The following is a 23796-nucleotide window of genomic DNA, read 5'->3' as shown; positions in this document are numbered from 1 at the left end:
TCATACGCAGAATTTATTTCTGCTGTGGAGTAAATATCTTTTGCATTTCCATGATGTTACGGTCGATGTCGTAGTCGCGAACAATCATCCTGCGCGCCTGCCTTGCCAGCTTTTCACGCATATCCTGCCCGCTCAGCAGCATCACTATCGCATCGGCCAGCCCGATGGCATCATCAGGGTCGACGCACAGCCCGGTTTGACCATCAATGACCAGCTCCGGGATCCCTGCCACGCGTGTGGAAATCACCGGTGTACCCAACGCCATCGCTTCAACCAAAATGGTTGGCAGACCGTCGCGATCGCCGTCCTCGCTAATGGTGCAGGGCGCAACCACCATGGCGCTCTCCTGCATCGCTGCCGCCACCTGCTGGCGCGGTAACAGACCGGTAAAAGTCACCTGTGCCTGTAGCTCGCAGGCCGCGACAGCCGCCTCAAGCGCCGCCCGTTCCGGGCCGTCGCCAATCAGCGTGCAGTGGAACGGAATGGCTCTGGCCTGCAGCTGCGCCAGGGCGGCAATCAGCGTCCGAAACCCTTTTTTAGGCACCAGCCGCCCCACCGCCAGAATAGCGGCCTGCCGCCTGAGCGGGGAAAGCCAGGGAAACTGGCGCAGATCCAGACCGTTATAAAGCCGGCTGACTTTCTGCCAATCGCCGCCGTAACGCTCGCATAGCCAGGCAAGATTGTAATCGGACACGGTTATCACATGGCTGGCGTCCTCTATTTTGCGGGCCAGCCGGATATCCGTGTCATAGCGGTAATAGATGTCTTTTGCATGGGTGGTAAAAGACCAGCTTATGTTGCTGAACTTTGCACCAAGCCGCGCCACGGTAGCGGCCTGGGTGGCAAAATGCGCATGCAGATGCCGCAGTGCGTGCTGTCTGACGGCCAGCGCGAGCGCTATGCCCTGCGCCAGCTCGTGCACGTCGTGATCCCGCTCCTCTGCCAGCCGGGTGGCAAAATCAGGCAGCACCTCCAGTGCCTCTTTTACCAGGTTCCAGAAAAGTTCGGTGTTACGCTGCTTATCCGCCAGGCGAATAACCGGCGCTTTCACCGTGCCGATATCGGGCTGAAAATGCGTTTCCATCACCGGCCCGAGCGCAAAAATCGTCAGGCTGAGGCCCGTACGCTCATGCGCCAGGATTTCACTGACGACAAATGTTTCTGAGAAACGTGGGTAGCGTTTCAGCACGTAGCCCACGCGCAGCGGTTCAGACGCCATCAGACATACTCCCCGATACGCCTGCCGTTGAGTATTTGCCGGACGCTGACGGCTACCTTTTCCAGACCGTCAAAATTAAGCTTTTCACGCGGATTAACAAAATGGCGCGGCTGCTTCAGCCAGTCGCCCAGCCGTTCCTGGGTCAGATGAGTCGGATGCAGCGCGTCAATCAACCCCAGCGCGGCAAGTTTCGTTGCTCTGATCCACTGTTCCTGGCGGGGAGCGATGCGCGGCACAATCAGCGCCGTTTTATTAAAAGCCAGGATTTCCGTCAGGGTGTTATATCCGCCCATCGCAATAACGCGGCTGGCGTAGCGCAGCAGTTTTAGCGGTTCCGCCACGAATTCCACCACGGTTTTTTCAGGAAACCCTGCGGCCAGTTTTTTTAGCCGTAGCCGCTGCGGCTCGGGCATCATCGTCCCGGTCACTAATACGCCGCGCATCCCGTTGGGCAATACGGTGCTGACGAAGCTTTCTGCCAGGCGAAAGCCATCCTGTCCGCCGCCCACGACGCACAGCGCATAAGGCCGGGCGACAGGCGCAGCCTCATCATCACCAAAGCTTTGAATGCGGCGCGTCGCGTCCAGATAGCCGGTAAAAATCATCTTATTTTTGGTCGCGGCGTCAAAGTGATATTCGCGGGCCAAATCGTAAAGTGTCCTGTCGCCGTAAACCCAAATCGATGAATAAAACTTCCTGAGCGCCGCGCTGTTTTCTTGCTTATACCACTGTTTTTTCACCGCTTCGGGGTCGTCTATAATATCGCGCAGACCTAATATCAGATGCGTTTTTTTAGCGGCCAACAGCGGCAGACTGAGATCCAGCTCGCGCATGGCGCCGCGCGGCACGTTATCCACAATCATAATATCCGGCGAGAAAGCGTTGATAGCCGCGTAAATAATTTGCGAGCGGAGCCTGACCAGCGGCTGAACCTTTTTGCCCAACGCGCGGGGGCGATACTTTCCCTCTACGGTCTTCTGCCAGGAAGGCAGGATAAGGCTGTCTGCGCCGGGCGGCAGCATAAAGGCACCGGCTGCACGCACGCCTGAAATAAGCAATATCTCAGCATCAGGGCAGGCTGCTGTTATTGACTGACTGAGCAACATATTTCGGCGTATATGGCCGAATCCCATTGTATCATGTGAATAAAAGACACAGCGGGGATTTCTGGAAGGATCCATTTCCATTCATCCTGTTATTAACGCTATTTTAAGATGGCCGCCCGGTTATTTCACCCGTAAAACTCCCGGCTTATTTAAAAACGGCAAACGCTTATCATGGTTAAATATTTGCAGCCATTAATCATTTAATAAAATAAGCGTAAAAAAAGGCTACACAAAGCGCGGCAGGCCGTCAACGGCAAGGGGGAAAAAGCGGAATAATCACATTTTTGCGCGAATATTAATTAATAATTAATTAACAAATGCATCACGCTTGCGGCGAGAAATAAAAAAGCCGGGGAGGATCCCCGGCCTGAGTGTGAAGACGCTTAGCGAGTCGCTTTGGAAGGCGACTGCATAAAGCGGAAGAAGTCGCTGTCCGGGCTCAGTACCATTACGTCCTGATTGCTGTTGAAGCTGCTGTCGTAGGCGCGCAGGCTACGGATAAAGGCATAAAAATCCGGATCCTGACTGAAGGCGTCGGCAAAGAGTTTCGCCGCTTCGGCATCCCCTTCACCGCGCGTCATCAGCGCGGTACGCTGCGCTTCGGCCAGCGTGCGCGTGACCTCATAGTCAGCGCCCGCACGCAGTTTCTCTGCCTCTTCCTGACCCTGTGAACGCTGGCTACGAGCAACCGCTTCACGCTCGGCGCGCATACGATTGTAGATAGCGTCAGACACCTCGGTCGGCAGGTTGATCTGCTTGATACGCACGTCAACGACCTGAATGCCCAATGCCGCCATACTGTTCGGATTCACCGCTGGCTCTTTGCTGCTGGTTTCGCGCTCTACGCGCGCCGCAGCGGAAGCGATAGCATCATCGGCCGCTGGCGTGGCGATCTCGTCATCCTGGCCTGCGCTGCCGGTGTTCAGGGCGTCACGCACGTCGGTAGTCAACCGTCCACGCGAGTCGGTAACGATATCTTTAACGTCCAGACGACCAATCTCAGAACGCAGACGGTCGCTGAATTTACGTTTCAGCAGCACTTCCGCCTGCGAAACGTCGCCGCCGCCGGTAGCCAGATAGTAGCGGCTGAAATCGCTGATGCGCCATTTGATATAGGAATCCACGATCAGATCTTTCTTCTCTTTGGTGACGAAGCGATCGGCCTGGTTATCCATCGTCTGCAGGCGCGCGTCCAGCGACTTCACGGATTCAAGGAAAGGGATCTTGAAGTGCAGGCCCGGCGCATAGACCAGCGGTTTATTTTCATCGTCGCGCAGTACTTTGCCAAAGCGCATAACGATGCCGCGCTGGCCTTCCTGCACCACAAACAGCGATGCGTAAAGCACCACCAGCACCACAATTAATACCACGATTAATGGCTTACGCATCCTTAATCTCTCCCTTCGCGCTGGGTGTCGTTACGCTGAGCATTAACCCGACGCTGATCCATAATGCTGTCCGGGCTGAACGACGAGCCGTTGCTGGCGCGTTCATTGCTGCCCGAGGCTGCCGGCAGATGGAGCAGGCTGTTATTGTTCTGCCCCGCTGACGCTGGGGCGCTCTGGCCGCGCATCAGCTGATCCAGCGGCAGTACCATCAGGTTGTTGCCCTTATCGTTAACCAGCACCTTACGGGTGTGGCTCAGTACGCGCTCCATGGTTTCAATATAGAGACGCTCGCGGGTAATCTCCGGCGCGGCTTTATATTCCGGCAGCAGCTTGGCGAAGCGTGCCACTTCACCCTGCGCTTCCAGCACGGTACGCGTTTTATAAGCGCGTGCTTCTTCCAGAATACGCTGAGCCTGGCCGTTGGCGCGCGGCTGGACTTCGTTGGCGTAGGCTTCCGCTTCACGAACGTACTGCTCGCGGTTTTCACGCGCGGCAATGGCATCGTCAAAGGCGGCTTTCACCTCTTCCGGCGGACGAGCGGCCTGGAAGTTGACGTCCAGCAGCGTAATGCCCATATCGTAAGGACGGATCGTCTCTTCCAGCTCGCGCTGGGTATCGCTACGCACGACGGTACGACCTTCTGTCAAAATGCGATCCATCGTTGAGCGGCCGATTACGCCGCGCAGCGCGCTGTCCGTCGCCTGGCGCAGGCTGTCGTCCGCGCTGGTTACGGCAAAAAGATAGCGTTCCGGGTTGGTCACGCGGTACTGCACGTTCATTTCCACGCGCACCACGTTCTCGTCCGAAGTCAGCATCGTTCCTGATGCAGCCAGTTCGCGTACCGCCTCAACGTTGACGGCACGAACCTGATCGATAAAGGTCGGCTTCCAGTTCAGGCCCGGTTCTACCAGATGGCTGAACTTGCCAAAACGTGTTACCACGCCGCGCTCCGCCTCTTTAATGGTATAGAAACCGCTGCCTGCCCAAATCACTACCGCAGCAACGGCAACGATGCCGATCAGGCGACCGCCGCGTCCCGGCGCCTGCTGGCCGCCGTCGTTTTTACCACCGCCGAAACCGCCAAGCTTTTTGCTTAACTTGCGGAAAATATCATCCAAATCAGGAGGCCCTTTATCGCGCCCTCCTTTGTTTCCCCCGGGGTTGCCGCCTTGATTATTGCTGCTCCCCCACGGGTCGCGGTCCTGTCCGTTATTCCCGGGCTGATTCCACGCCATGTTTCTGCTCCATTTATTGTGTATGCGGTGTTATCCCAGAGCCGGGATACGCGAGTCGGGCGTCAAACAATGTAATCCACCAGCTCCGGTTCCTGTTTACACAGGCGGCGCCAGTCAACGATGGGCATGCGTATCTGTAACCCTACGCTGCCGTCATCTTCATTCCACTCTTTTTCTATCGCCTGCAGCTGATAAAAGCGGCTGCGCAGCCGCCCCGCTTCCGGCGGCAGGCGTAAATCGTATTGGGCTATTTCGCCTGCCAGCCGCTCGGTCAGCGCCTGAAACAGCAGCGGAATGCCTTCGCCCGTTTGCGCGGAAACCCAGACGCGAACCGGCAGGTTTTCATCATTGCGATCGATCCTGGGGATAAAATCTTCCAGCGCATCAATCTTATTCATCACCTGTAGCGTCGGAATGTCGTTTGCTTCGATCTCTTCCAGCACTTCTTCTACAGCTTCAATATTCTCATCCACGCGCAGATCGGCGGCGTCGATAACGTGCAGCAGCAGCGTGGCCTGCCGTGTTTCCTGCAGCGTCGCTTTAAAAGCGGCGACCAGATCGTGCGGCAGGTGACGGATAAAGCCAACGGTATCCGCCAGCACCACTTCGCCTACGTCCGCCACGTCCAGACGACGCAGCGTGGGATCCAGGGTCGCAAACAGCTGGTTGGCGACATAGACCTCGGCAGAAGTAATGCGGTTAAAAAGGGTGGATTTTCCGGCGTTGGTATAGCCGACCAGCGAGAGCGTAGGCACATCGGCCTTGTTGCGCGCCTGACGTCCCTGATCGCGCTGCTTCTCTACTTTCTCAAGCCGGGAAAGGATAAGCGTGATGCGGTTGCGCAACAGACGACGGTCGGTTTCCAGCTGTGTTTCACCCGGGCCACGCAGGCCGATACCGCCTTTCTGGCGTTCCAGGTGGGTCCAGCCGCGTACCAGACGCGTGGCGAGATGGCGTAGCTGAGCCAGCTCGACCTGAAGTTTACCTTCGTGGGTACGCGCACGCTGCGCGAAGATATCCAGGATCAGGCCGGTGCGGTCGATTACGCGGCACTGGCACAACGCTTCAAGGTTGCGCTCCTGGGCCGGACTAAGGGCGTGATCGAAGAGCACGACAGAAGCGCCGCTGGCTTTAACCGCCTCGGCTATTTCTGTGGCTTTACCTTCACCAACAAAATATTTTGGATGTGGCGCCTTGCGGCTTCCGGTAATTACGCGTAGTGCTTCGACACCAGCGGAAGAGACAAGAGTTTCGAACTCCTGTAAATCTTCCATATCTCTGTCTTGGGAGAAATAGATGTGTACCAGTACGGCCTGCTCACCGGCATCATAACGGTCAAACAAACTTAAAACCTCTCAGAACCTTGTTGAACCTGCTTTACGATGGCCATACTGCCTGGGATCAGAGGCAAAATGCACATTTGCGCTAACTAGCGACGCCCGTTCGCCTTTTCCTGAGAAGAGGCGCGAGTCAGGGACATTGCCAGGACGGGCGAGCCGGCCCGTCCTGAAAGAAGAGCGATTACTCTGCGTCGTCACTTTCCTGCTGGGGCTGCGATGATGCTCCCTGATTACTGCCACCGTGATGATAGTTGCTGCTTCCGCCACCCGCGTTGTTGCTATGATGGGAGACCGGACGGGACGGAACAACGGTAGAAATGGCATGTTTATAAACCATCTGGCTAACCGTGTTTTTCAGTAAAATTACAAATTGGTCAAATGATTCAATCTGACCCTGCAGTTTAATACCATTCACCAAATAAATCGAAACCGGAACACGTTCGCGACGCAGTGCGTTCAAGAACGGATCTTGCAATGATTGCCCCTTAGCCATTCTATCTTTTCCTTATATGCTTGTTGTTTACTACTTAAGAGCTTGCGCTCTGAAATACTGCGTAAAAATTTGCGCACGATAACGCACCAATTGTACACAATCACCCAGCCTTCGCACTAAGAACCTGTAATACCTCTGCCAGCGCCGCCTCAGGTTGTTCGCTATCCAGCCAGTGAACATCCTTCCAGCCGCGCAGCCAGGTTATCTGGCGCTTGGCTAATTGCCGTGTTGCGCAAATTCCCCGATAAACCATTTCATCGTAATCGATCTCGCCCTGCAAAAATGACCACATCTGGCGATAACCCACACAACGAATGGAAGGCATGTCCGTATGCAAATCACCTCGTGCAAAAAGTGCCCGAGCCTCCGCTTCAAATCCTGACGCTAACATTTGCTGAAAACGCAGCGCGATACGCTGATGGATGGTTTCCCGCTCACGAGGAGCGATGGCGAACTGCACCACCTCGTACGGCAACGCTTCACCTGCGGTTTTCGTCAGTTCTGTTAAAGTTTTACCTGAAATAAAAAAAACTTCCAGTGCTCGCGAGAGTCTCTGGGGATCATTCGGATGAATACGATTTCCAGCAATGGGATCTATTTCACATAACTGACGGTGAAGCGCTTCCCATCCCTCTTCACTCGCCCTTTGCTCTATACGCTGGCGTACTTCAGGATCGGCCGGGGGCAACGGCGATAATCCTTCCAGCAGCGCCTTGTAGTAGAGCATGGTACCACCAACAAGCAGCGGGATACGCCCGCTTCGGGTAATCTCTGCCATTTCCGCCAGCGCATCGCGGCGGAACTCCGCCGCCGAGTACGTTTCAGCGAGATCGCGAATATCCAGTAAACGATGGGGCGCCAGCCGCAGCTCCTCTGCCGAGGGCTTGGCGGTGCCGATATCCATACCGCGATAAATCAGGGCGGAATCGACGCTAATCAGCTCAACCGGCAGCTGCTGGCGCAAGGCTATCGCCAGCGCCGTCTTGCCGGAGGCCGTAGGCCCCATCAAAAATATAGCCTTAGGCCGGCCAGCCGTAGATAAGTCACTCATGCTTCAGGGCATTCATCGCCAGTTCAGTATCAACATACTGTAGTAGTCCGGATGGCGGCGATTTAATCAGCTGCGGGCAAAGTCTTTCGACCTCTGCCAGCAGCGCAATCGCCTGCGAGTGATTCCAGTGCGGACGCTCGGTCACAGCGTGCCGCGCTAACCATTGCGCCACCTGCCTGACCGCAATCTCCGGCTGTTGAGCAAGGTAGCCTAACAGTTCTGGAATCAAGATTTGTAAATTTTGTTGGCGCAATGGTAAAGGTACGGCGCGCAGCGTGATGTGCTGCCCGTCCGCTTCCAGCTCTATGCCCATTTGCTGCAATAACGACGCTAAACGACTGGCAGCTTCGCGCTCCGGCTTCGCCATTTTTATCCTGACCGGGATCAGCAGCGGCTGCGGTTTTAACCCTTCTTCGCCAGGCTCCAGCTGCGCCTGCTTCAGCCAGCGCTCCGCCACCGGCAGCGAAATCAGAGCCAGGCGCTCGCGAGATTCCACCAGCGCAAAGTCGTTATGCAGCACGGTCAGCACGCGGCCAAAGCTTTCGCTGTGACCGCTGAGCGTTGGCTCGGGTTCAGGCTGCGCGCGTGCGCTTTTTGGCTCAACCGGACGCGACGACGCCTCGCGCGCGGCAGGCAATTCAGGCGTTTGCAGCAGCTGGCGATAGAGCGCGCCCTCTTTTTTCTGGTAGCCTGGCTCCTGATGTTGCCAGCCTGCCGCGGCTTTCCCGCCGCTGTTGCCTCCGCCGTTACTTCCGCCGTGGCCGCCAGCATTACCTTCACCATTACTTCCGCCGTTGCCGCCGCCATTACCTCCACCGTTACTGCCAGCGTTTCTGGCCGGTGCAGGCGCGGAAAAATGGTTGCCGCCCGCCGCCTGTCGGTTCTCTGGCTGCCAGCGCTCGGTCGGCGCTTGAGCCGTCACGCCCGGCAGCGTCTCCGCACCGGCTTCCTGCAGCACGCTGATCACGCCCTGATAGATAAAGTCATGCACCAGCCGCGACTGATGGAAACGCACTTCATGCTTGGCAGGATGCACGTTGACATCTACCTGATGCGGATCGATGGTCAGGTAAAGCACATAGGCAGGCTGATGGTCGCCCAGCTTATCCTGATAGGCCTGGCGGATAGCATGATTGATCAGGCGATCGCGCATCATGCGGCCGTTAACATAGCAATATTGCAGATCGGTAACGGCGCGAGCGCCGATCGGATCTGCGACCCAACCCTGTAGCACGAGATCGCCGTGCTGCCATTCGATAGCCAGCGCATGGCTGAGAAAAGCAGTTCCGCAGATTGCGCCCAGGCGGCGTTCACGCTGCTTGCTGTCGCTGACGGCGCGATACTGGCGGATAAGCTTGCCGTTATGGGTCAGCGAAAACGCCACGTCGAACCTTGCCAGCGCAATACGCCGGATCACCTCGTCGATATGGGTGAATTCGGTTTTTTCCGTGCGCATAAATTTCCGGCGGGCGGGCGTATTATAGAAGAGGTCCAGCACTTCAAGCGTGGTGCCGACCGGATGCGCCGCAGGCTTGATGGTCACGTCCATCTCTCGCCCTTCCGCGTAGGCCTGCCAGGCTTCCGCCTGTTCAGCCGTACGCGAGGTCAGCGTCAGGCGCGAAACGGAGCTGATACTGGCCAGCGCTTCGCCCCGAAAGCCGAGGCTCATGATGGCTTCCAGATCGTCAAGCGTGGTGATTTTACTGGTGGCGTGGCGGGCCAGCGCCATCGCCAGCTCGGCTTTGCTGATGCCGCAGCCGTTATCGCGGATACGGATCAGTTTGGCGCCGCCTTTATCGATCTCGATATCTATTCTTGTCGCGCCAGCGTCCAGGCTGTTTTCGACCAGTTCTTTCACCACCGACGCCGGACGCTCTACCACTTCACCTGCGGCAATCTGGTTGGCAAGCTGTGGCGGCAGTACCTGAATCGGCATAAAAGATCCTTGTTTACGAGGTTGGAATAGTTAACGTCTGCCCCAGCATAACATTTTGCGATTTCATATTATTCGCCTGCTGTATCGCTTTCGGGCTGACGCCATAGTGTGCGGCAATGGCGGTCAGCGAGTCACCGCGCACCACTTTATGCCGCTGCGGCCGGCTGGCGCTCACGCTCTGCGCGCCGGAAGCCGGCACTTTCAGCCGCTGGCCGACCCAAACGACATCCTTCTTCAACGTATTCATCGAACGCAGCATCGCCATGCTGACGCCGTAGTGGTCGGCGATCCCGGAAAGCGTCTCGCCTCTTTTCACCACGTGGCGCGTTACCGCACCGGCATAGCGCGTGCTGACCGGGGCGGGATTAGGCTGAACATCAACCGCCGTTGCGGACTGCAACGGTCGGTTTTCCTCCTTTGGGATGGATTGCAGCGGGTGCGCCAGGAAGTAGTTGCGCAGGCCTTTATAAATCGACTCGGCAATCTTCTGCTGGTAAGCGCTACTGCCGAGCAGTCGCTCCTCCGAAGGGTTACTGATAAAGCCGGTTTCCACCAGCAGCGAAGGGATATCCGGCGAGCGTAATACCCCCAGGCTGGCGTGTTCCGGGCGTCGTTTGTGCAGCGAGCCAACGCGCTGCAGCTGGGCGATAACCTTAACCGCTACGTCATAGCCAACGCGCTGCGAGTGGCCGAACTGCAAATCGAGCACCGCCTGGCTGAGATAGGGATCGGCCTGGCTGTTAGCCAATAGATCGCCCGCGCCGCCCAACAGCTCCGACTGTTTCTCGTGCTGCTCCAGCCATCCCGCCATTTCGCTGTTGGCGCGGCGGTTAGAGAGTACCCAGACGGACGCGCCGGACGCGCTACGGTTCGGCGCGGCATCGGCATGGACAGACACCAGCAGATTAGCGTTCTGCTTGCGCGCCACGTCCGAGCGGCCCATCACGGAGATAAAATAGTCGCCGTCGCGGGTCATCACGCCTTTAAACATAGGATCGGCATTCAGCAACGCTTTTAATTTGCGCGCTATGGCGATAGTCACATTTTTCTCTTTCAGCCCGTTCGCGCCGATAGCACCCGGATCCTGGCCGCCGTGTCCGGCATCTATCGCCACGATAATAGCTTCGTCAACGGCACGCACCGTTCTGCCCGGCACCGCGACTTCGTTGCCGTTGCTGACCGCCGTAACGGCGTTGCCCTTAAACGGATTGTCTGCCGGAACGGGCCGCGAAACGCTGCTGACGGCGGCAGATCGCTGTGCCGGACGCGTGCCGTTGATGGTGAAAACCACGTTATAGGTGCTGCCGTTACGCTGGGTCACGGCGCGCGTTTTTCCCGGCTGCGTCAGCTCGAACACCAGCCGGATGCTCTGTTTATCCTTTGGCGTGCTGGCGCGAATACGCTTCACCATATTATCGCCGCTGAACGTCAACGGCAGGCCTTTGATCACGCCGCTCTGGCGAATATCCAGCACCACGCGTTCCGGATTGTGCAGCGGAAAGAAGCCATACACCGGTTGACCGCCGAAGCTCAGCGTGATCGAGGCCCTGTCGTTGCCGTTTGAAACCTGTATATCCGATAAATTAGCGGCCAGAGTGGAAAACGTACTCAGTAAAGCAGCCAGCAGCAGTCCCAGCTTGATCATTGTCCGTCTTTCTCCATGCGGGCCAGGATCGCCTCGCCCTCTGCCGAGCAGGCCTCAAGCTCTGCCTGACGGGCTTCGCCCTGATAACTGAGACGCAGTTCAATATCCGGCGGCGGAAGAAAGCCCGCGCCCTGCTGCGGCCATTCGACCAGGCAAAGGCTGTCGCCGCCGAAATAGTCGCGGATCCCCATGAATTCCAGCTCTTCAGGGTCGGCCAGCCGGTAGAGGTCGAAATGATAAATGCGACGATCCGGCAGAACGTAAGGCTCTACCAGCGTATAGGTCGGGCTTTTCACGTTGCCCTGGTGGCCCAGCGCCTGTAGGAAACCGCGACTGAACGTGGTTTTACCCGCGCCCAAATCGCCATACAAATAGAGTGTTGCCGCGCTGTGACAGGCGCGGGCCAGGCTGGCTCCCAGTGCGAGAGTGGCAGCCTCGTCGGACAATGCGATAGCGGTCTTCATTCTTTTCTGTTCAGGATCTCTGGGTTAACAAACAGGTACAGCTCGGAAAACAGATCGGTCGCCAGCATCCCGCGCGTGCCCAGACGTTGCGATACGGCTTCCGCCGCGGCGCCGTGGGCCACGCAGCCTGCGCAGGCCGCTTCATACAGCGAGAGCTTCTGGCCTGACAAACTGCCGATAATGCCGGAAAGCACGTCGCCCATGCCGCCGGTCGCCATACCGGCGTTACCGACATCGGCAATCGCCATCTCGCCCGCTTCGCTGGCAATCAGCGTGCCGGCCCCTTTCAGGACCACCACGCCGCCGTAGCGTTTAGCCAGGCTACGAGCGGCAAGTAAGCGGTCACTCTCTATTTCGCTGGTTTTTACATTAAGCAGACGGGCCGCTTCGCCCGGATGCGGCGTAATGACTCGATTTTGACGTTTATCGCCAGCGATTGCCAGCAGGTTAAGCGCGTCAGCATCCCAAAGCATCGGTTTAGACGATTTTTTTACTTTTTCCAGGGCATCTTTACCCCAGTCACGCTGCCCCAGGCCCGGGCCAATCACAATGACGTCGGCCCATTCCAGCGCCTCATTAAGCGCCCGATCGCTTAGCGTCTGTACCATTAGCTCGGGCCGCGCCGTTAACAGCGGTGAGACATTATCTTTGTGAGTAAGTACTCGCACTAAGCCTGCTCCGGCGCGCAACGCGGCTTCGCCCGTCATCCGGATGGCGCCAGCCGTTCCCTGATCGCCACCGATTATCACCAGCTTGCCATGGTCGCCCTTATGAGAAGTGGGCTTACGCGGCGACAGCCAGCGCGTCAGCACGGAAGCATCGTAGCGCGCCATCGGCGCAGTTTGCCCTGCCAGCCAGGCATCCAGCCCAAGGGCATGGAAATGTAGCTGACCGACGCAATCCCGTGCTTTACCGGTCAGCAGACCCGGCTTAAGCGCGATAAACGTTAGCGTATGGGCGGCATTAATAACTGCGCCGGGAGTGGTCCCGTTAGCAGCCACTAACCCGGAGGGTATATCTACGGCAAATACCGGCGCGCTGGCCGCATTCGCTTTCTCAATCAGCCGGGCGTATTGGTCGCCAGGGGCGCGGTTCAGCCCGGTGCCCAGTAGCGCATCGATAATAATATCGCTTTGTTCAGGCCAGGGCGTGTCCGCCGCATGGATTTCCCCGCCTGCCGCCAGCCACGCGTCGCGCGCCTGTGTCGCTTCTTCCGGCAGCGCCTTCGATCCTTCGCAGGCAATGACCGTCACCTCCTTCCCTGCCGATAGCGCCAGGCGAGCCGCAATAAAACCGTCGCCGCCGTTATTGCCATGGCCGCACAGGATCAGCCAGCGTTTCTTCTCCGGGTACAGGGCCTGAACGTGGCGGAATGTCGCTTCGCCCGCCCGCTGCATCAGCTCAAACAGCGTGATCCCCAATGCGTCCGCGCCCTCGCGCTCAAGTTGCGCAATCGCCTCTACAGGCCAGACAGAATAGGGTAAACTGGTCGGGTTATTTAGCTGGTTCAGGTTAGTCATGTCGCATCCTCTCGATCTTTCTCAATTCGCCCTGGAAATTAAACAGTGGGGGCTGGAACTCGGCTTTCAGCAGGTCGGTATCTGCGATACCGATCTTAGTCTGGAAGAGCCGCGCCTGCAGGCCTGGTTAGACAAGCAATATCATGGCGAAATGGACTGGATGGCGCGTCACGGTATGATGCGCGCCCGCCCTCATGAGCTACAGCCCGGCACGCTGCGGGTTATCAGCGTGCGCATGAATTATCTGCCCGCTAAGGCGGCGTTCGCCAGCACCCTAAAAAATCCGCAGCTTGGCTACGTTAGCCGCTATGCGCTGGGACGTGATTACCACAAAGTATTGCGCAATCGCCTGAAAAAGCTCGGCGATCGTATCCGTGAGCGCTGCGAAGAGGCTGAGTTTCGGCCTTTTGTCGACTCGGCCCCGGTGCTGGAAAGACCGCTGGCGGCCAAAGCGGGGCTGGGCTGGACGGGCAAACATTCTCTGATCCTGAACCGGGAAGCCGGCTCGTGGTTTTTTCTTGGCGAACTGCTGATCAACCTGCCTTTACCGGTCGATTCACCGCAGCAGGAGCAGTGCGGCCGCTGCGTCGCCTGCCTGACCACCTGCCCGACCGGCGCGATAGTCGAGCCTTACGTCGTGGATGCCAGGCGCTGTATCTCCTATCTGACCATTGAACTGGAAGGCACCATTCCGGAAGAGTTCAGGCCGCTTATCGGCAATCGCATTTACGGTTGTGACGACTGTCAGCTAATCTGCCCCTGGAATCGCTACGGTCAGCTAACGGATGAGGATGATTTCAGCCCGCGCGCCGTGCTTCATGCGCCGCCCTTAACCGACCTGTTTGCCTGGGACGAGGCGACCTTTTTACGCGTGACGGAAGGATCGGCGATCAGACGTATCGGTCATCTTCGCTGGTTGCGCAACGTCGCGGTAGCGCTGGGCAATGCGCCCTGGTCAGAGGAAAACGTGGCGGCCTTACAAAACCGTCAGGGAGAAAATCCGATGCTGGACGAGCATATTACCTGGGCGCTGACCCGCCAGCTGGCAAGGCGCGCGGAAAACGCGATTGAGGTGCAGAGCGGCCAGCAAAAGCGGCTGGTGCGCGTCATAGAAAAAGGATTGCCGCGCGACGCATAAATAACCACGTAGGCTGCCTGCGTCGTTAAGCCACTTTTCCACACGCTGTGCATAAAAATAAAAAGCCGTTGTCATTCAACTGCCACAGAAAGCGCAAGCGATCTCTATAACATTTTGAAATATTAATTTGTCTTTATAAATCAAAAAGATAGAAAATGTGCGTAACGTCTTTTATTCCTGAATAGCAGGCAGGGGTAGATTGCAACCTGTGGATAACTCTGTTGAAGGTTATTCTGTACAGGCTGAAAAAAGCGAAACCCAGCCGCTAAAGGGCTGTGGATAACTCGATCAGAAATGATAATGATGAATGTTCTGGAGCGGGAAACGAGACTCGAACTCGCGACCCCGACCTTGGCAAGGTCGTGCTCTACCAACTGAGCTATTCCCGCAAAGAGATAATACTAAGATTTAACCGCGTTAAAATTGTTAACTTGTTGATTTTAAAAGAATTGTTATTCTCTTATGGTCGAACGGGTGCGATTATGAACGTATCATTGAGCAAAAACAAGCTTTTTTCTGCTGTCTGCGGCTAATTGTTGCTGGCGATCGTCGCCTTGCTACGCATCTATACGTAGGCTGACAGACAAAGTAATAAACGCTCCTCGAATGCAGAGTAAACCTTCGGGCTGCGCGTTTATACCTCAGGGAGAGGCCCTTCCCCTTCTTACTATGTTGTTTCGTCACTTCGGCTCGCTTCCCTTGCTGGCGTTCCCTGCCGGGCTGTTGCCTGCTTTTAAACCCTACCGGTCATCCTGAACAGGCGAACCGTTAGCTGATTTAACAAAGCCTGCTGTTTAGGGGCAGCCCTCGCCATTATCCTGACCTGCTCCAAAGCTGGTCATTAGCACCTCTCATAGATAACCTTCGATAACCTGTTCTTATCCGTATTTCCAGCAGTGACGCCTCCATTAATTTTATTACTTTAAAACTCTTTATAAAAAATATTATCAGGAAGGGTTTGATGACAGTTATCCACTGAAATGCCTTTATAGCCCATGCCAGCAATTTCTCCTTTGTACTCTCTGCGTGTTGCAGGAACCGCAGGCTGCCCATGCTGAGTACTGAGCGCAAGGCCGGCTGATGTTTCCCTTTTCCATTTTAACGGCAACAGGCATATCCTGAACGAAAGTAAGCCACCCCCTAAAATTAATGTCAACATTCTCAGCACAAGCAGAGAGGTTATGAACCATTAACCGCAAAACCCACTAAAATGTTGCTTTATAGTTAAACACTCAAGGCTAATGTTTGCCCGACCATCACGTTATCATCTGAATAAAGTAAACCATCGGCTTGTGAGCAGCCTGAAAATTCTACAAAAAACAATTTATTACCTCGCTAACTATCCCGTCCGTCCTTAAAAAAATCATTAAATATTAGCCAATTATATCTGACTCCCTTTATTTTTCGCTTAGTCTGTTATTTTCTCCTGTCTTAATTAAGGAGCGTCCAACCATTACCTGCCCTCGTTTGCATTTGTGGCCCTCTGCCTGCCTTTTTTATGTTCCCATACAAGCAGATACGCTGGATCTCACTTTTTCCAGCCTGACACCAGGCTATGTTAAAAGTTATTAATATCTTCATCATATATAATTTACCCGGCTATTTAATTTACGGCTAAAGTGATTCATCCGACCAGTAAAAAAAAGATTGAATACAGGGGAAGTTGGCCGCACACTTACTTATGACATTTCTTTGTTATTGCAAAGGATAAAAGCATTGACAAAGATACGCGTTCTGGCGTTTACGGTAAGAATTGATAATTAAAAGGTGTTAAAGCATCCCAGCGCCGTCGACTTTATTTTTAAAAAATTACATTAATTAACAGTAAAACAGAGGCGCGCGCCTGACGAGGCAAAAAAATTTCAGGCTCAGCCATGCGCCTGTGGCTGGTTATTAAAAACACATAACAATATCTTCAGGATATGCCACTTATTAAGGACGATAAGCACCATGGATAATAAAGATTCTATTGTTTATTGCATTAACAATCAGATCCATTTTGTTCCTCAGCAGAATAAGCTTATCTCGTGCAAAACGGGAAAAGAGCACGTCACTTACGTTACCGCTTCGCGCTGTTTGCATTTGCTGATTTGCCAAAGCGGGGAAATGGTCTCTCATCATTCCCTGTATGCGGCGGGCTGGGAAAATCATGGGAAAATTGTCACCCCGAATACGCTTTATCAGACTATTTCAAAATTAAGAAAGCAGCTACAGGATGCCGGACTGACGGAAAATATTATTCAGACTCACCCGCGTCGGGGATGGAGTATCAGCGACAAGGTTCCCATTGAGGAAAAAGCGATCGGTGCCATAGCGGATACGATGCTCCAGCAGCAAGGTCTGAAAGGGTTTTGTAGAAAAATTTTTAGCGCTTATCCAAAAAAAATGCTGACTTCCATTGCTCGTTTCCGCTAATCCGCTGTAGCGACGTCCTGTTACAAGCGGGTTCAGCATAACGCATCAGGCAGGGAAGGGTTCCGTGACGTAGCCAGTCCCTGTATTCGTTGTTATTACGCTGCGAGGAGGCGTAAAGAAAGGAAGTGCTGCGCCATCTGTTACTCAACAGAAACGGCCAGGCTGGGTCTCAAAAGCAGGTAAGTTTATAAGATTGTGAAATCAGAAACAGAGGGAAAATGGGATAACTACTGACATCAGGATAGGTTACAAAAAGCATTTTGGGAGGATAATACTGGAGCGGGAAACGAGACTCGAACTCGCGACCCCGACCTTGGCAAGGTCGTGCTCTACCAACTGAGCTATTCCCGCTTGGGGTGGTGCAGTAAAACGTTTTGGAGCGGGAAACGAGACTCGAACTCGCGACCCCGACCTTGGCAAGGTCGTGCTCTACCAACTGAGCTATTCCCGCTTGGGGTGGTGCTGTAAAACGTTTGGAGCGGGAAACGAGACTCGAACTCGCGACCCCGACCTTGGCAAGGTCGTGCTCTACCAACTGAGCTATTCCCGCTTGGGTGGTGCTGTAAAACGTTTGGAGCGGGAAACGAGACTCGAACTCGCGACCCCGACCTTGGCAAGGTCGTGCTCTACCAACTGAGCTATTCCCGCTCTGCGTATCAGGTAAAAACTCTTCCTGTACGGGGAGCGCATTATACGAGAAATGAGAATCGCCGCAAGCCTGCAACGCCACTTTTTTTCGCTTTGCCGCCTGATTGCTGACAAAACCAGCATAACGCTAATTTTGTCAGCGCTTCGCTCCTAGAGTTGGATAAAATGCTCGCGGTACCAGGCCAGCTCGGCAACCGACTCCCGAATATCATCCATCGCCTGGTGCGTGCCCTGCTTTTTAAAACCGGCAAGGATTTCCGGCTTCCAACGGCGCGCCAGCTCTTTCAGCGTGCTGACGTCCAGATAGCGATAGTGGAAGTAGGCCTCCAGCTCCGGCATATATTTAAACAGGAAGCGACGATCCTGAGCGATGCTGTTGCCGCAGATTGGGGAACTGTTCTCCGGCACCCACTTTTTCAGGAACGCCAGCGTCGCCTGCTCGGCGGCGCGATCGTCGTACTGACTCGCTTTCACTCGCTCCACCAGCCCGCTGTTGGTATGGGTGTTCACGTTCCACTCATCCATCAGCGCCAGCTGCGCATCGGACTGATGGACGGCGAACACCGGTCCTTCCGCAAGGATATTCAGATCGGAATCGGTCACCAGCGTGGCGATTTCGATAATACGATCCTGTTCCGGGTCCAGGCCGGTCATTTCAAGGTCAATCCAGATCAGATTACTGGCATTTACTGTCATAGGGTTTCTCGCCGTGGCTTATATCATCAAACGTTAGGGTGTATCATAAACGTTTTGCCCTGTCAGGGCGAAGCTAAGCCTGTGAGGAAGCGTGAGCAAGAACAAACTGTCTAAAGGTCAGCAACGTCGCGTCAGTGCCAACCATGAGCGCCGTCTGAAGCAGCGCGCCGACAAGCCGGAGCCGGATGATAGCCTGTTTGGTGAAGCGCGCGACGGCGTGGTGATCAGTCGTTTCGGGATGCACGCCGACGTGGAAGATGCGGACGGCAGCGTCCACCGCTGTAATATTCGCCGCACCCTTCGTTCGCTGGTGACCGGCGACCGCGTACTCTGGCGGCCCGGCGTGCAGAGCGCCAAAGGCATTGTGGAAGCGGTGCACGAGCGCACCTCGGTACTGACCCGTCCTGACTTCTACGACGGCGTAAAGCCGATTGCCGCCAATATCAATCAGATCGTTATCGTCTCGGCTATTCTGCCGGAGCTGTCGCTGAATATTATCGACCGCTATCTGGTGGCCAGCGAAACGCTGGATATCGAGCCGCTGCTGGTGCTGAATAAAACGGATCTGCTGGATGACGAAGGCATGGCCTTTGTGCAGGAGCAGATGACTATTTACCGCAACATCGGCTATCGCGTCGTGATGGTCTCCAGCCATCGCAAGCAGGGCCTGAGCGAACTGGAAGCCGCGCTGGTTGATCGCGTCAGCATTTTCGCCGGCCAGTCGGGCGTAGGGAAATCCAGCCTGCTTAATGCGCTGCTGGGGCTGGACTCTGCGGCAGAGATCCTCACCAACGACGTTTCCGACGTCTCCGGTCTTGGTCAGCACACCACTACCGCAGCCCGTCTTTACCACTTCCCTAACGGCGGTGACGTTATCGACTCGCCGGGCGTGCGCGAATTCGGTTTATGGCATCTGGAGCCGGAACAAATCACCCGCGGATTTGTCGAATTCCGTGAGTTTTTAGGTCACTGCAAATTCCGTGATTGCAAGCATGACACCGATCCGGGCTGCGCTATCCGCGAAGCGGTAGAACGCGGCGATATCGACGAGTCGCGTTTTGCCAACTACCACCGAATTCTGGACAGCATGTCGGATATGCAGCTAAAAACGCGACGCAGTTTTTCTGAAAACAGCGACTGAGATCCGCGCGGCGGGCGTCGTAGCCTGAATGCACGGACGCTGTTACAATCCGCACCCTTAATTATTTCAGAAAGCCAGGAGGCTATTGTGTTGGATCGTCTGAAGCTCGGCCTGAATGCTGTTTTGCCGAAAAAAGGCCTTACTGAACTGGCCGGTTGGGGCGCAGGCAAGCGCGCCGGCTGGCTGACTAAAGCCGTTATCGATATTTTTGTCTGGTTCTACAAAGTTGATATGAAAGAGGCGCAGAAGCCCGATACCGCCAGCTACCGGACCTTTAACGATTTCTTCGTGCGTCCGCTGCGTGACGAGGCTCGCCCGATTGAAACCGATCCTAATCTACTGGTGCTGCCATGCGATGGCGCAATCAGCCAGCTGGGCCATATCGACGAGGATCGCATCTTCCAGGCGAAGGGCCATACCTATACCCTGGAAGCGCTGCTGGCGGGCGACGTCGCGATGACCGATATGTTCCGCAACGGCGAGTTTGTCACCACTTACCTGGCGCCGCGCGACTATCACCGCGTGCATATGCCGTGCAACGGCATCCTGCGTGAGATGATCTACGTGCCGGGCGATCTTTACTCCGTGAACCCTTTGACGGCGCAAAATATCCCTAACCTGTTTGCCCGTAACGAACGCGTTATCTGCCTGTTTGATACCGAGTTCGGCCCGATGGCGCAGATTCTGGTCGGTGCCACTATCGTCGGCAGCATCGAAACCGTCTGGGCGGGCACGGTAACGCCGCCGCGCGAAGGCGTGATCAAACGCTGGCGCTGGCCGGGCGCGGAAGAAGAGGGATCGGTAGTGCTGCTGAAAGGCCAGGAGATGGGCCGCTTTAAGCTGGGATCGACCGTTATCAACCTGTTCGCCGAAGGTAAAGTGAAACTGGCGGAAAGCCTGACGCCGGAAACCACCACGCGTCTGGGCCAGCCGCTGGCTATCGCGCTGCAAAAAACCAGTGCTGAAGAAGTCTTACATCACCCATAGCAGAGACGTATGTTACGCCTGATAGTTATTCTTTTCGTGGGCTGGACGCTGCTCCAGCCCGCCTGGGCCGCCAGCGCCCCCGACGCTGCGCAGATTAAACAGGCCCTGGAAGAGGCGAAGTCCAGTCAGGACACGCCCAATCAGGCGGAAATCGTGGATGCGCTTCAGTCAGCGCTAAACTGGATCGATGACCAACAAAAGTCGCAGGCCAACGCCAGCGACTATCAGCAGGTTATTGACGATTTTCCCCGCCTTTCCCGCGAATTACGCCAGCAGCTGGTCGTGCTGGGCGACAGCAGCAAAACGGTGAGCGCTACCATGACGGCGGCGGAGCTGGATCAGGAGATCCTGCAGATCAGCAGCCAGCTGCTGGAAGAAGGCCGCCAGGCGCAGCAGGAGCAGGATCGCGCCAGGGAAATCAGCGACTCTCTGGCCCAGCTGCCGCAGCAGCAAACCGACGCCCGACGCGCGCTGAATGAGATTGAACGGCGCCTTCAGGCTCAGCCCACCCCCACCACGCCGCTCGCTCAGGCACAGCTCTCCGCTCGCCAGGCAGAGTCGGCAGCGCGTAAAGCCCGCGTCGATGAGCTGGAGCTGGCGCAGCTGTCGGCCAACAACCGTCAGGAGCTGGCGCGGATGCGCGGCGAGCTTCACCAGCGTAAAGCCACCCAGCTGGATGCGTATCTGCAGGCGCTGCGCAATCAGCTGAACAGCCGCCGTCAGCGCGAAGCCGAAATCGCGCTGGAAAAAACGGAACAGCTGGCGGAAAACAGCGGCGAGCTGCCGCAAAGACTCAGCGAACAGTTCCGTATTAACCGGGAGCTGTCCGCCGCGCTGAATGAACAGGCGCAGCGCATGGATCTGGTCGCCTCGCAGCAGCGTACCGCCGTTAATCAAACTATTCAGGTTCGCCAGGCGCTGAGCACTATCCGCGAGCAGTCGCAGTGGCTCGGCGTCTCCACGGTGCTGGGTGAAGCCCTGCGCGCGCAGGTGGCTCGCCTGCCGGAAATGCCCAAACCGCAGCAGCTGGATAACGATATGGCCCAGCTGCGCGTCCAGCGGCTGCGCTATGAAGATCTGCTGGAGCGCCAGCAGCAGCTGCGTCAGCTCCGCCAGGATGACGGCACGCCGCTAACCAGCGAGCAGCGCCGCATCCTCGACGCCCAGCTGAAAACCCAGCGCGAGCTGATTGGCTCGCTGCTTTCCGGCAGCGACAACCTGATCCTGGAAGTGACCAAGCTTAAAGTCGCCAACGGTCAGCTTGAGGACGCGCTGCGGGAAATCAAAGAGGCGACGCATCGCTATCTGTTCTGGACGGCGGATGTCGGCGCGCTGCATCTCGACTTCCCGCTGCTGCTGATGCGCGATCTACGCAATCTGCTGTCGCTGAATACGCTGGGCCAGCTGGGCGGCGCGCTGGTGATGATGTTTACCAACCGGGAAACCGTGCTGCCCATTATCGGTGCGGTTTTGCTGGTAGGCTTCAGCCTGAGTTCGCGCCGACACTATCGTGATTTCCTGGACCGTTCCGCCAGTAAGGTGGGCAAAGTCACTCAGGATCGCTTTGGGCTGACCATGCGCACCGTGTTCTGGTCGATTCTGGTGGCGCTGCCGCTGCCGGTGCTGTGGATGGCGCTGGGCTACGGTTTGCAGCACGCCTGGCCCTACCCCGTCGCCGTGGCGATTGGCGACGGCATCACCGCCACCGTGCCGCTGCTGTGGGCCTTTATGATCAGCGCGGGCTTTGCCCGCTCTAAAGGATTGTTTATCGTCCACTTCCGCTGGCAGCAGAATCGGGTGGCGCGCGCGATGCGCTTCTATACGCTCTGCATCGGCTTTGTGGTGCCGCTGATTATGCTGCTGATAGGCTTTGATAACCTGGACGAGCGCCATTTCTCCGCCACGCTGGGCCGCCTCTGCTTTATCCTGATCTGCGGCGCGTTGAGCCTGGTGACCATCAGCCTGAAACGCGCGGGCATTCCTCTTTACCTGGATAAAGAGGGCAACGGCGAAAACTTTATCAGCAATATCTTGTGGAACATGATGATCTGCATTCCGCTGATCGCCGCGCTGGCTTCCTGCATCGGCTATCTGGCCACCGCGCAGGCGCTGCTGGCCAGGGTGGAAACCTCGCTGGCTATCTGGTTCCTGCTGCTGATTATCTATCACATTATTCGCCGCTGGATGCTTATTCAGCGTCGCCGCATCGCTTTCGATCGCGCGCGCAACCGACGGGCGGAAATACTGGCCCAGCGCGCCAAAGGTGAAGAGGAAACCACGGCTACGCAAAGCACGGAAACGGAAGTCGACGAGCCGGTTATCGATCTGGACGCCATCAGCGCCCAGTCGCTGCGGCTGGTACGCTCCATCCTGACGCTGATTGCGCTGGTGTCGGTTATTGTGCTTTGGTCAGAGATCCATTCGGCGTTCGGCTTTCTGGAGAACATCAGGCTGTGGGATGCCAGCACCACGGTGCAGGGCGTGGAAAGCCTGGAGCCGATCACGCTCGGCTCGGTGCTGATTGCGATCCTGGTGCTGATTATTACCACGCAGCTGGTGCGTAATATGCCGGCGCTGCTTGAGCTGGCGCTGCTCCAGCACCTTAATCTGACGCCCGGTACCGGTTATGCCATCACCACGCTGACCAAATACACGCTGATTCTGGTTGGCGGCCTGGCCGGGTTCTCAATGATCGGCATCGACTGGTCGAAGCTGCAATGGCTGGTGGCGGCGCTGGGCGTGGGGCTGGGCTTTGGATTACAGGAAATTTTCGCCAACTTTATTTCCGGCCTGATTATCCTGTTTGAAAAGCCGATCCGCATCGGCGATACCGTTACCATTCGCGATCTGACCGGCAGCATTACGCGGATTAACACGCGCGCGACGACAATCACCGACTGGGATCGCAAAGAGATTATCGTGCCGAATAAGGCCTTTATTACCGAGCAGTTTATTAACTGGTCGCTCTCCGATTCGGTTACGCGCGTGGTGCTGACTATTCCTGCGGCGGCGGAAGCCAACAGCGAAGAGGTAACCAACGTGCTGCTGACCGCCGCGCAGCGCTGTCAGTACGTGCTCGACACGCCGCCGCCGGAAGCGTTCCTGGTGGATTTGCAGCAGGGCATTCAGCTGTTTGAGCTGCGCATTCACGCGGCGGAGATGGGCCACAGGATGCCGCTGCGCCACGAGCTGCATCAGCTTATTTTGCAGGGCTATCACGAGCACGGGCTGGAGATGCCTTTCCCACCGTTCCAGGTGCGTATGGAAACCATCGGGCGCAAAACGCCGGTCAACAACGGCGTGCCGGCGGCCAGAACGTATAAATCAGGCGGGCTGTAGACGCAGAACGGCTAAATCAGGCGGGCTGTTAATAC

18 protein-coding genes and 5 tRNA genes are annotated in these 23796 nt (G+C 56.3%); 5 read left to right on the top strand and 18 right to left on the bottom strand.

Annotated elements, in window-relative coordinates; translation table 11 throughout:
- Positions 1 to 13: 13 nt before the first annotated feature.
- From ACVWZ0_RS02960 to nnr, 11 genes are all read right to left on the bottom strand, one after another.
- Complete coding sequence (locus ACVWZ0_RS02960; RefSeq protein WP_253455883.1) at positions 14 to 1219, bottom strand: glycosyltransferase family 4 protein; 1206 nt, start codon at positions 1217 to 1219, stop codon at positions 14 to 16.
- On the bottom strand, positions 1219 to 2241 hold the full coding sequence (locus ACVWZ0_RS02955) for a glycosyltransferase family protein (RefSeq protein WP_253455885.1): 1023 nt from the start codon (positions 2239 to 2241) through the stop codon (positions 1219 to 1221). The genes ACVWZ0_RS02960 and ACVWZ0_RS02955 overlap by 1 nt, the downstream gene beginning before the upstream one ends.
- Positions 2242 to 2708: 467 nt before the next feature.
- Positions 2709 to 3713, bottom strand: a complete 1005-nt coding sequence (gene hflC / locus ACVWZ0_RS02950; RefSeq protein ID WP_253455887.1) for a protease modulator HflC — start codon at positions 3711 to 3713, stop codon at positions 2709 to 2711.
- A gap of 2 nt (positions 3714 to 3715) precedes the next feature.
- The gene (hflK, locus tag ACVWZ0_RS02945; protein ID WP_125290307.1) at positions 3716 to 4948 is read right to left on the bottom strand and encodes an FtsH protease activity modulator HflK; all 1233 of its coding nucleotides are present in this window, start codon (positions 4946 to 4948) and stop codon (positions 3716 to 3718) included.
- A gap of 62 nt (positions 4949 to 5010) precedes the next feature.
- The gene (hflX, locus tag ACVWZ0_RS02940) at positions 5011 to 6291 is read right to left on the bottom strand and encodes a ribosome rescue GTPase HflX (RefSeq protein WP_253455889.1); all 1281 of its coding nucleotides are present in this window, start codon (positions 6289 to 6291) and stop codon (positions 5011 to 5013) included.
- Positions 6292 to 6469: 178 nt separating this feature from the next.
- Positions 6470 to 6781 carry an RNA chaperone Hfq gene (hfq, locus tag ACVWZ0_RS02935; RefSeq protein WP_246760812.1) on the bottom strand — a complete coding sequence of 104 codons (312 nt, stop codon included), beginning with the start codon at positions 6779 to 6781 and terminating at the stop codon, positions 6470 to 6472.
- Positions 6782 to 6881: 100 nt separating this feature from the next.
- Complete coding sequence (gene miaA, locus ACVWZ0_RS02930; protein WP_253455891.1) at positions 6882 to 7832, bottom strand: tRNA (adenosine(37)-N6)-dimethylallyltransferase MiaA; 951 nt, start codon at positions 7830 to 7832, stop codon at positions 6882 to 6884.
- Complete coding sequence (mutL, locus tag ACVWZ0_RS02925; protein WP_253455893.1) at positions 7825 to 9768, bottom strand: DNA mismatch repair endonuclease MutL; 1944 nt, start codon at positions 9766 to 9768, stop codon at positions 7825 to 7827. Before mutL ends, miaA begins: the two co-directional genes overlap by 8 nt.
- A gap of 13 nt (positions 9769 to 9781) precedes the next feature.
- Complete coding sequence (gene amiB, locus ACVWZ0_RS02920) at positions 9782 to 11413, bottom strand: N-acetylmuramoyl-L-alanine amidase AmiB (RefSeq protein WP_253455896.1); 1632 nt, start codon at positions 11411 to 11413, stop codon at positions 9782 to 9784.
- Positions 11410 to 11877: a tRNA (adenosine(37)-N6)-threonylcarbamoyltransferase complex ATPase subunit type 1 TsaE gene (tsaE, locus tag ACVWZ0_RS02915; RefSeq protein WP_253455898.1), complete on the bottom strand. Its 468-nt coding sequence runs from the start codon at positions 11875 to 11877 to the stop codon at positions 11410 to 11412. The genes amiB and tsaE overlap by 4 nt, the downstream gene beginning before the upstream one ends.
- On the bottom strand, positions 11874 to 13397 hold the full coding sequence (gene nnr, locus ACVWZ0_RS02910; RefSeq protein ID WP_253455900.1) for a bifunctional ADP-dependent NAD(P)H-hydrate dehydratase/NAD(P)H-hydrate epimerase: 1524 nt from the start codon (positions 13395 to 13397) through the stop codon (positions 11874 to 11876). Before nnr ends, tsaE begins: the two co-directional genes overlap by 4 nt.
- Here nnr and queG point away from each other — a divergent pair.
- The gene (queG, locus tag ACVWZ0_RS02905) at positions 13396 to 14535 is read left to right on the top strand and encodes a tRNA epoxyqueuosine(34) reductase QueG (protein WP_253455902.1); all 1140 of its coding nucleotides are present in this window, start codon (positions 13396 to 13398) and stop codon (positions 14533 to 14535) included. The genes nnr and queG overlap by 2 nt on opposite strands.
- A 313-nt stretch (positions 14536 to 14848) precedes the next feature.
- On the opposite strand, the gene ACVWZ0_RS02900 is transcribed toward queG, so the two are convergent.
- Both ACVWZ0_RS02900 and ACVWZ0_RS02895 read right to left on the bottom strand, forming a co-directional pair.
- A tRNA-Gly gene (locus ACVWZ0_RS02900) sits at positions 14849 to 14924 on the bottom strand.
- A 533-nt stretch (positions 14925 to 15457) separates the two neighbouring features.
- Complete coding sequence (locus ACVWZ0_RS02895; RefSeq protein ID WP_253455904.1) at positions 15458 to 15694, bottom strand: hypothetical protein; 237 nt, start codon at positions 15692 to 15694, stop codon at positions 15458 to 15460.
- Positions 15695 to 16485: 791 nt separating this feature from the next.
- On the opposite strand from ACVWZ0_RS02895, the gene ACVWZ0_RS02890 reads away from it, so the two are divergent.
- Entirely contained in the window at positions 16486 to 16950 is a 465-nt protein-coding gene (locus tag ACVWZ0_RS02890) for a winged helix-turn-helix domain-containing protein (protein WP_253455906.1), read from the top strand.
- Between the two features lie 275 nt (positions 16951 to 17225).
- Here ACVWZ0_RS02890 and ACVWZ0_RS02885 read toward each other — a convergent pair.
- The 5 genes from ACVWZ0_RS02885 to orn form a co-directional block, all read right to left on the bottom strand.
- Positions 17226 to 17301: transfer RNA gene (locus ACVWZ0_RS02885), tRNA-Gly, on the bottom strand.
- Between the two features lie 24 nt (positions 17302 to 17325).
- Positions 17326 to 17401, bottom strand: a tRNA-Gly gene (locus ACVWZ0_RS02880).
- A 23-nt stretch (positions 17402 to 17424) separates the two neighbouring features.
- A tRNA-Gly gene (locus ACVWZ0_RS02875) sits at positions 17425 to 17500 on the bottom strand.
- A 22-nt stretch (positions 17501 to 17522) separates the two neighbouring features.
- Positions 17523 to 17598: transfer RNA gene (locus ACVWZ0_RS02870), tRNA-Gly, on the bottom strand.
- A gap of 150 nt (positions 17599 to 17748) precedes the next feature.
- Complete coding sequence (orn, locus tag ACVWZ0_RS02865) at positions 17749 to 18294, bottom strand: oligoribonuclease (RefSeq protein ID WP_253455908.1); 546 nt, start codon at positions 18292 to 18294, stop codon at positions 17749 to 17751.
- Positions 18295 to 18385: 91 nt separating this feature from the next.
- Here orn and rsgA point away from each other — a divergent pair, with 91 nt between their 5' ends.
- The 3 genes from rsgA to mscM all read left to right on the top strand — a co-directional run bounded on the left by rsgA (position 18386) and on the right by mscM (position 23761).
- A complete protein-coding gene (gene rsgA / locus ACVWZ0_RS02860) occupies positions 18386 to 19435 on the top strand; it encodes a small ribosomal subunit biogenesis GTPase RsgA (protein ID WP_253455910.1) in 1050 nt (349 codons plus the stop codon).
- 87 nt (positions 19436 to 19522) lie between these two features.
- On the top strand, positions 19523 to 20422 hold the full coding sequence (asd, locus tag ACVWZ0_RS02855) for an archaetidylserine decarboxylase (protein ID WP_253455913.1): 900 nt from the start codon (positions 19523 to 19525) through the stop codon (positions 20420 to 20422).
- Between the two features lie 9 nt (positions 20423 to 20431).
- Positions 20432 to 23761 carry a miniconductance mechanosensitive channel MscM gene (gene mscM / locus ACVWZ0_RS02850; protein ID WP_253455916.1) on the top strand — a complete coding sequence of 1110 codons (3330 nt, stop codon included), beginning with the start codon at positions 20432 to 20434 and terminating at the stop codon, positions 23759 to 23761.
- The last annotated feature ends 35 nt before the right edge of the window (positions 23762 to 23796 follow it).

Source organism: Erwinia sp. TECH1 (assembly GCF_054057575.1).
This window is presented reverse-complemented; position numbering and strand designations above follow the sequence as displayed.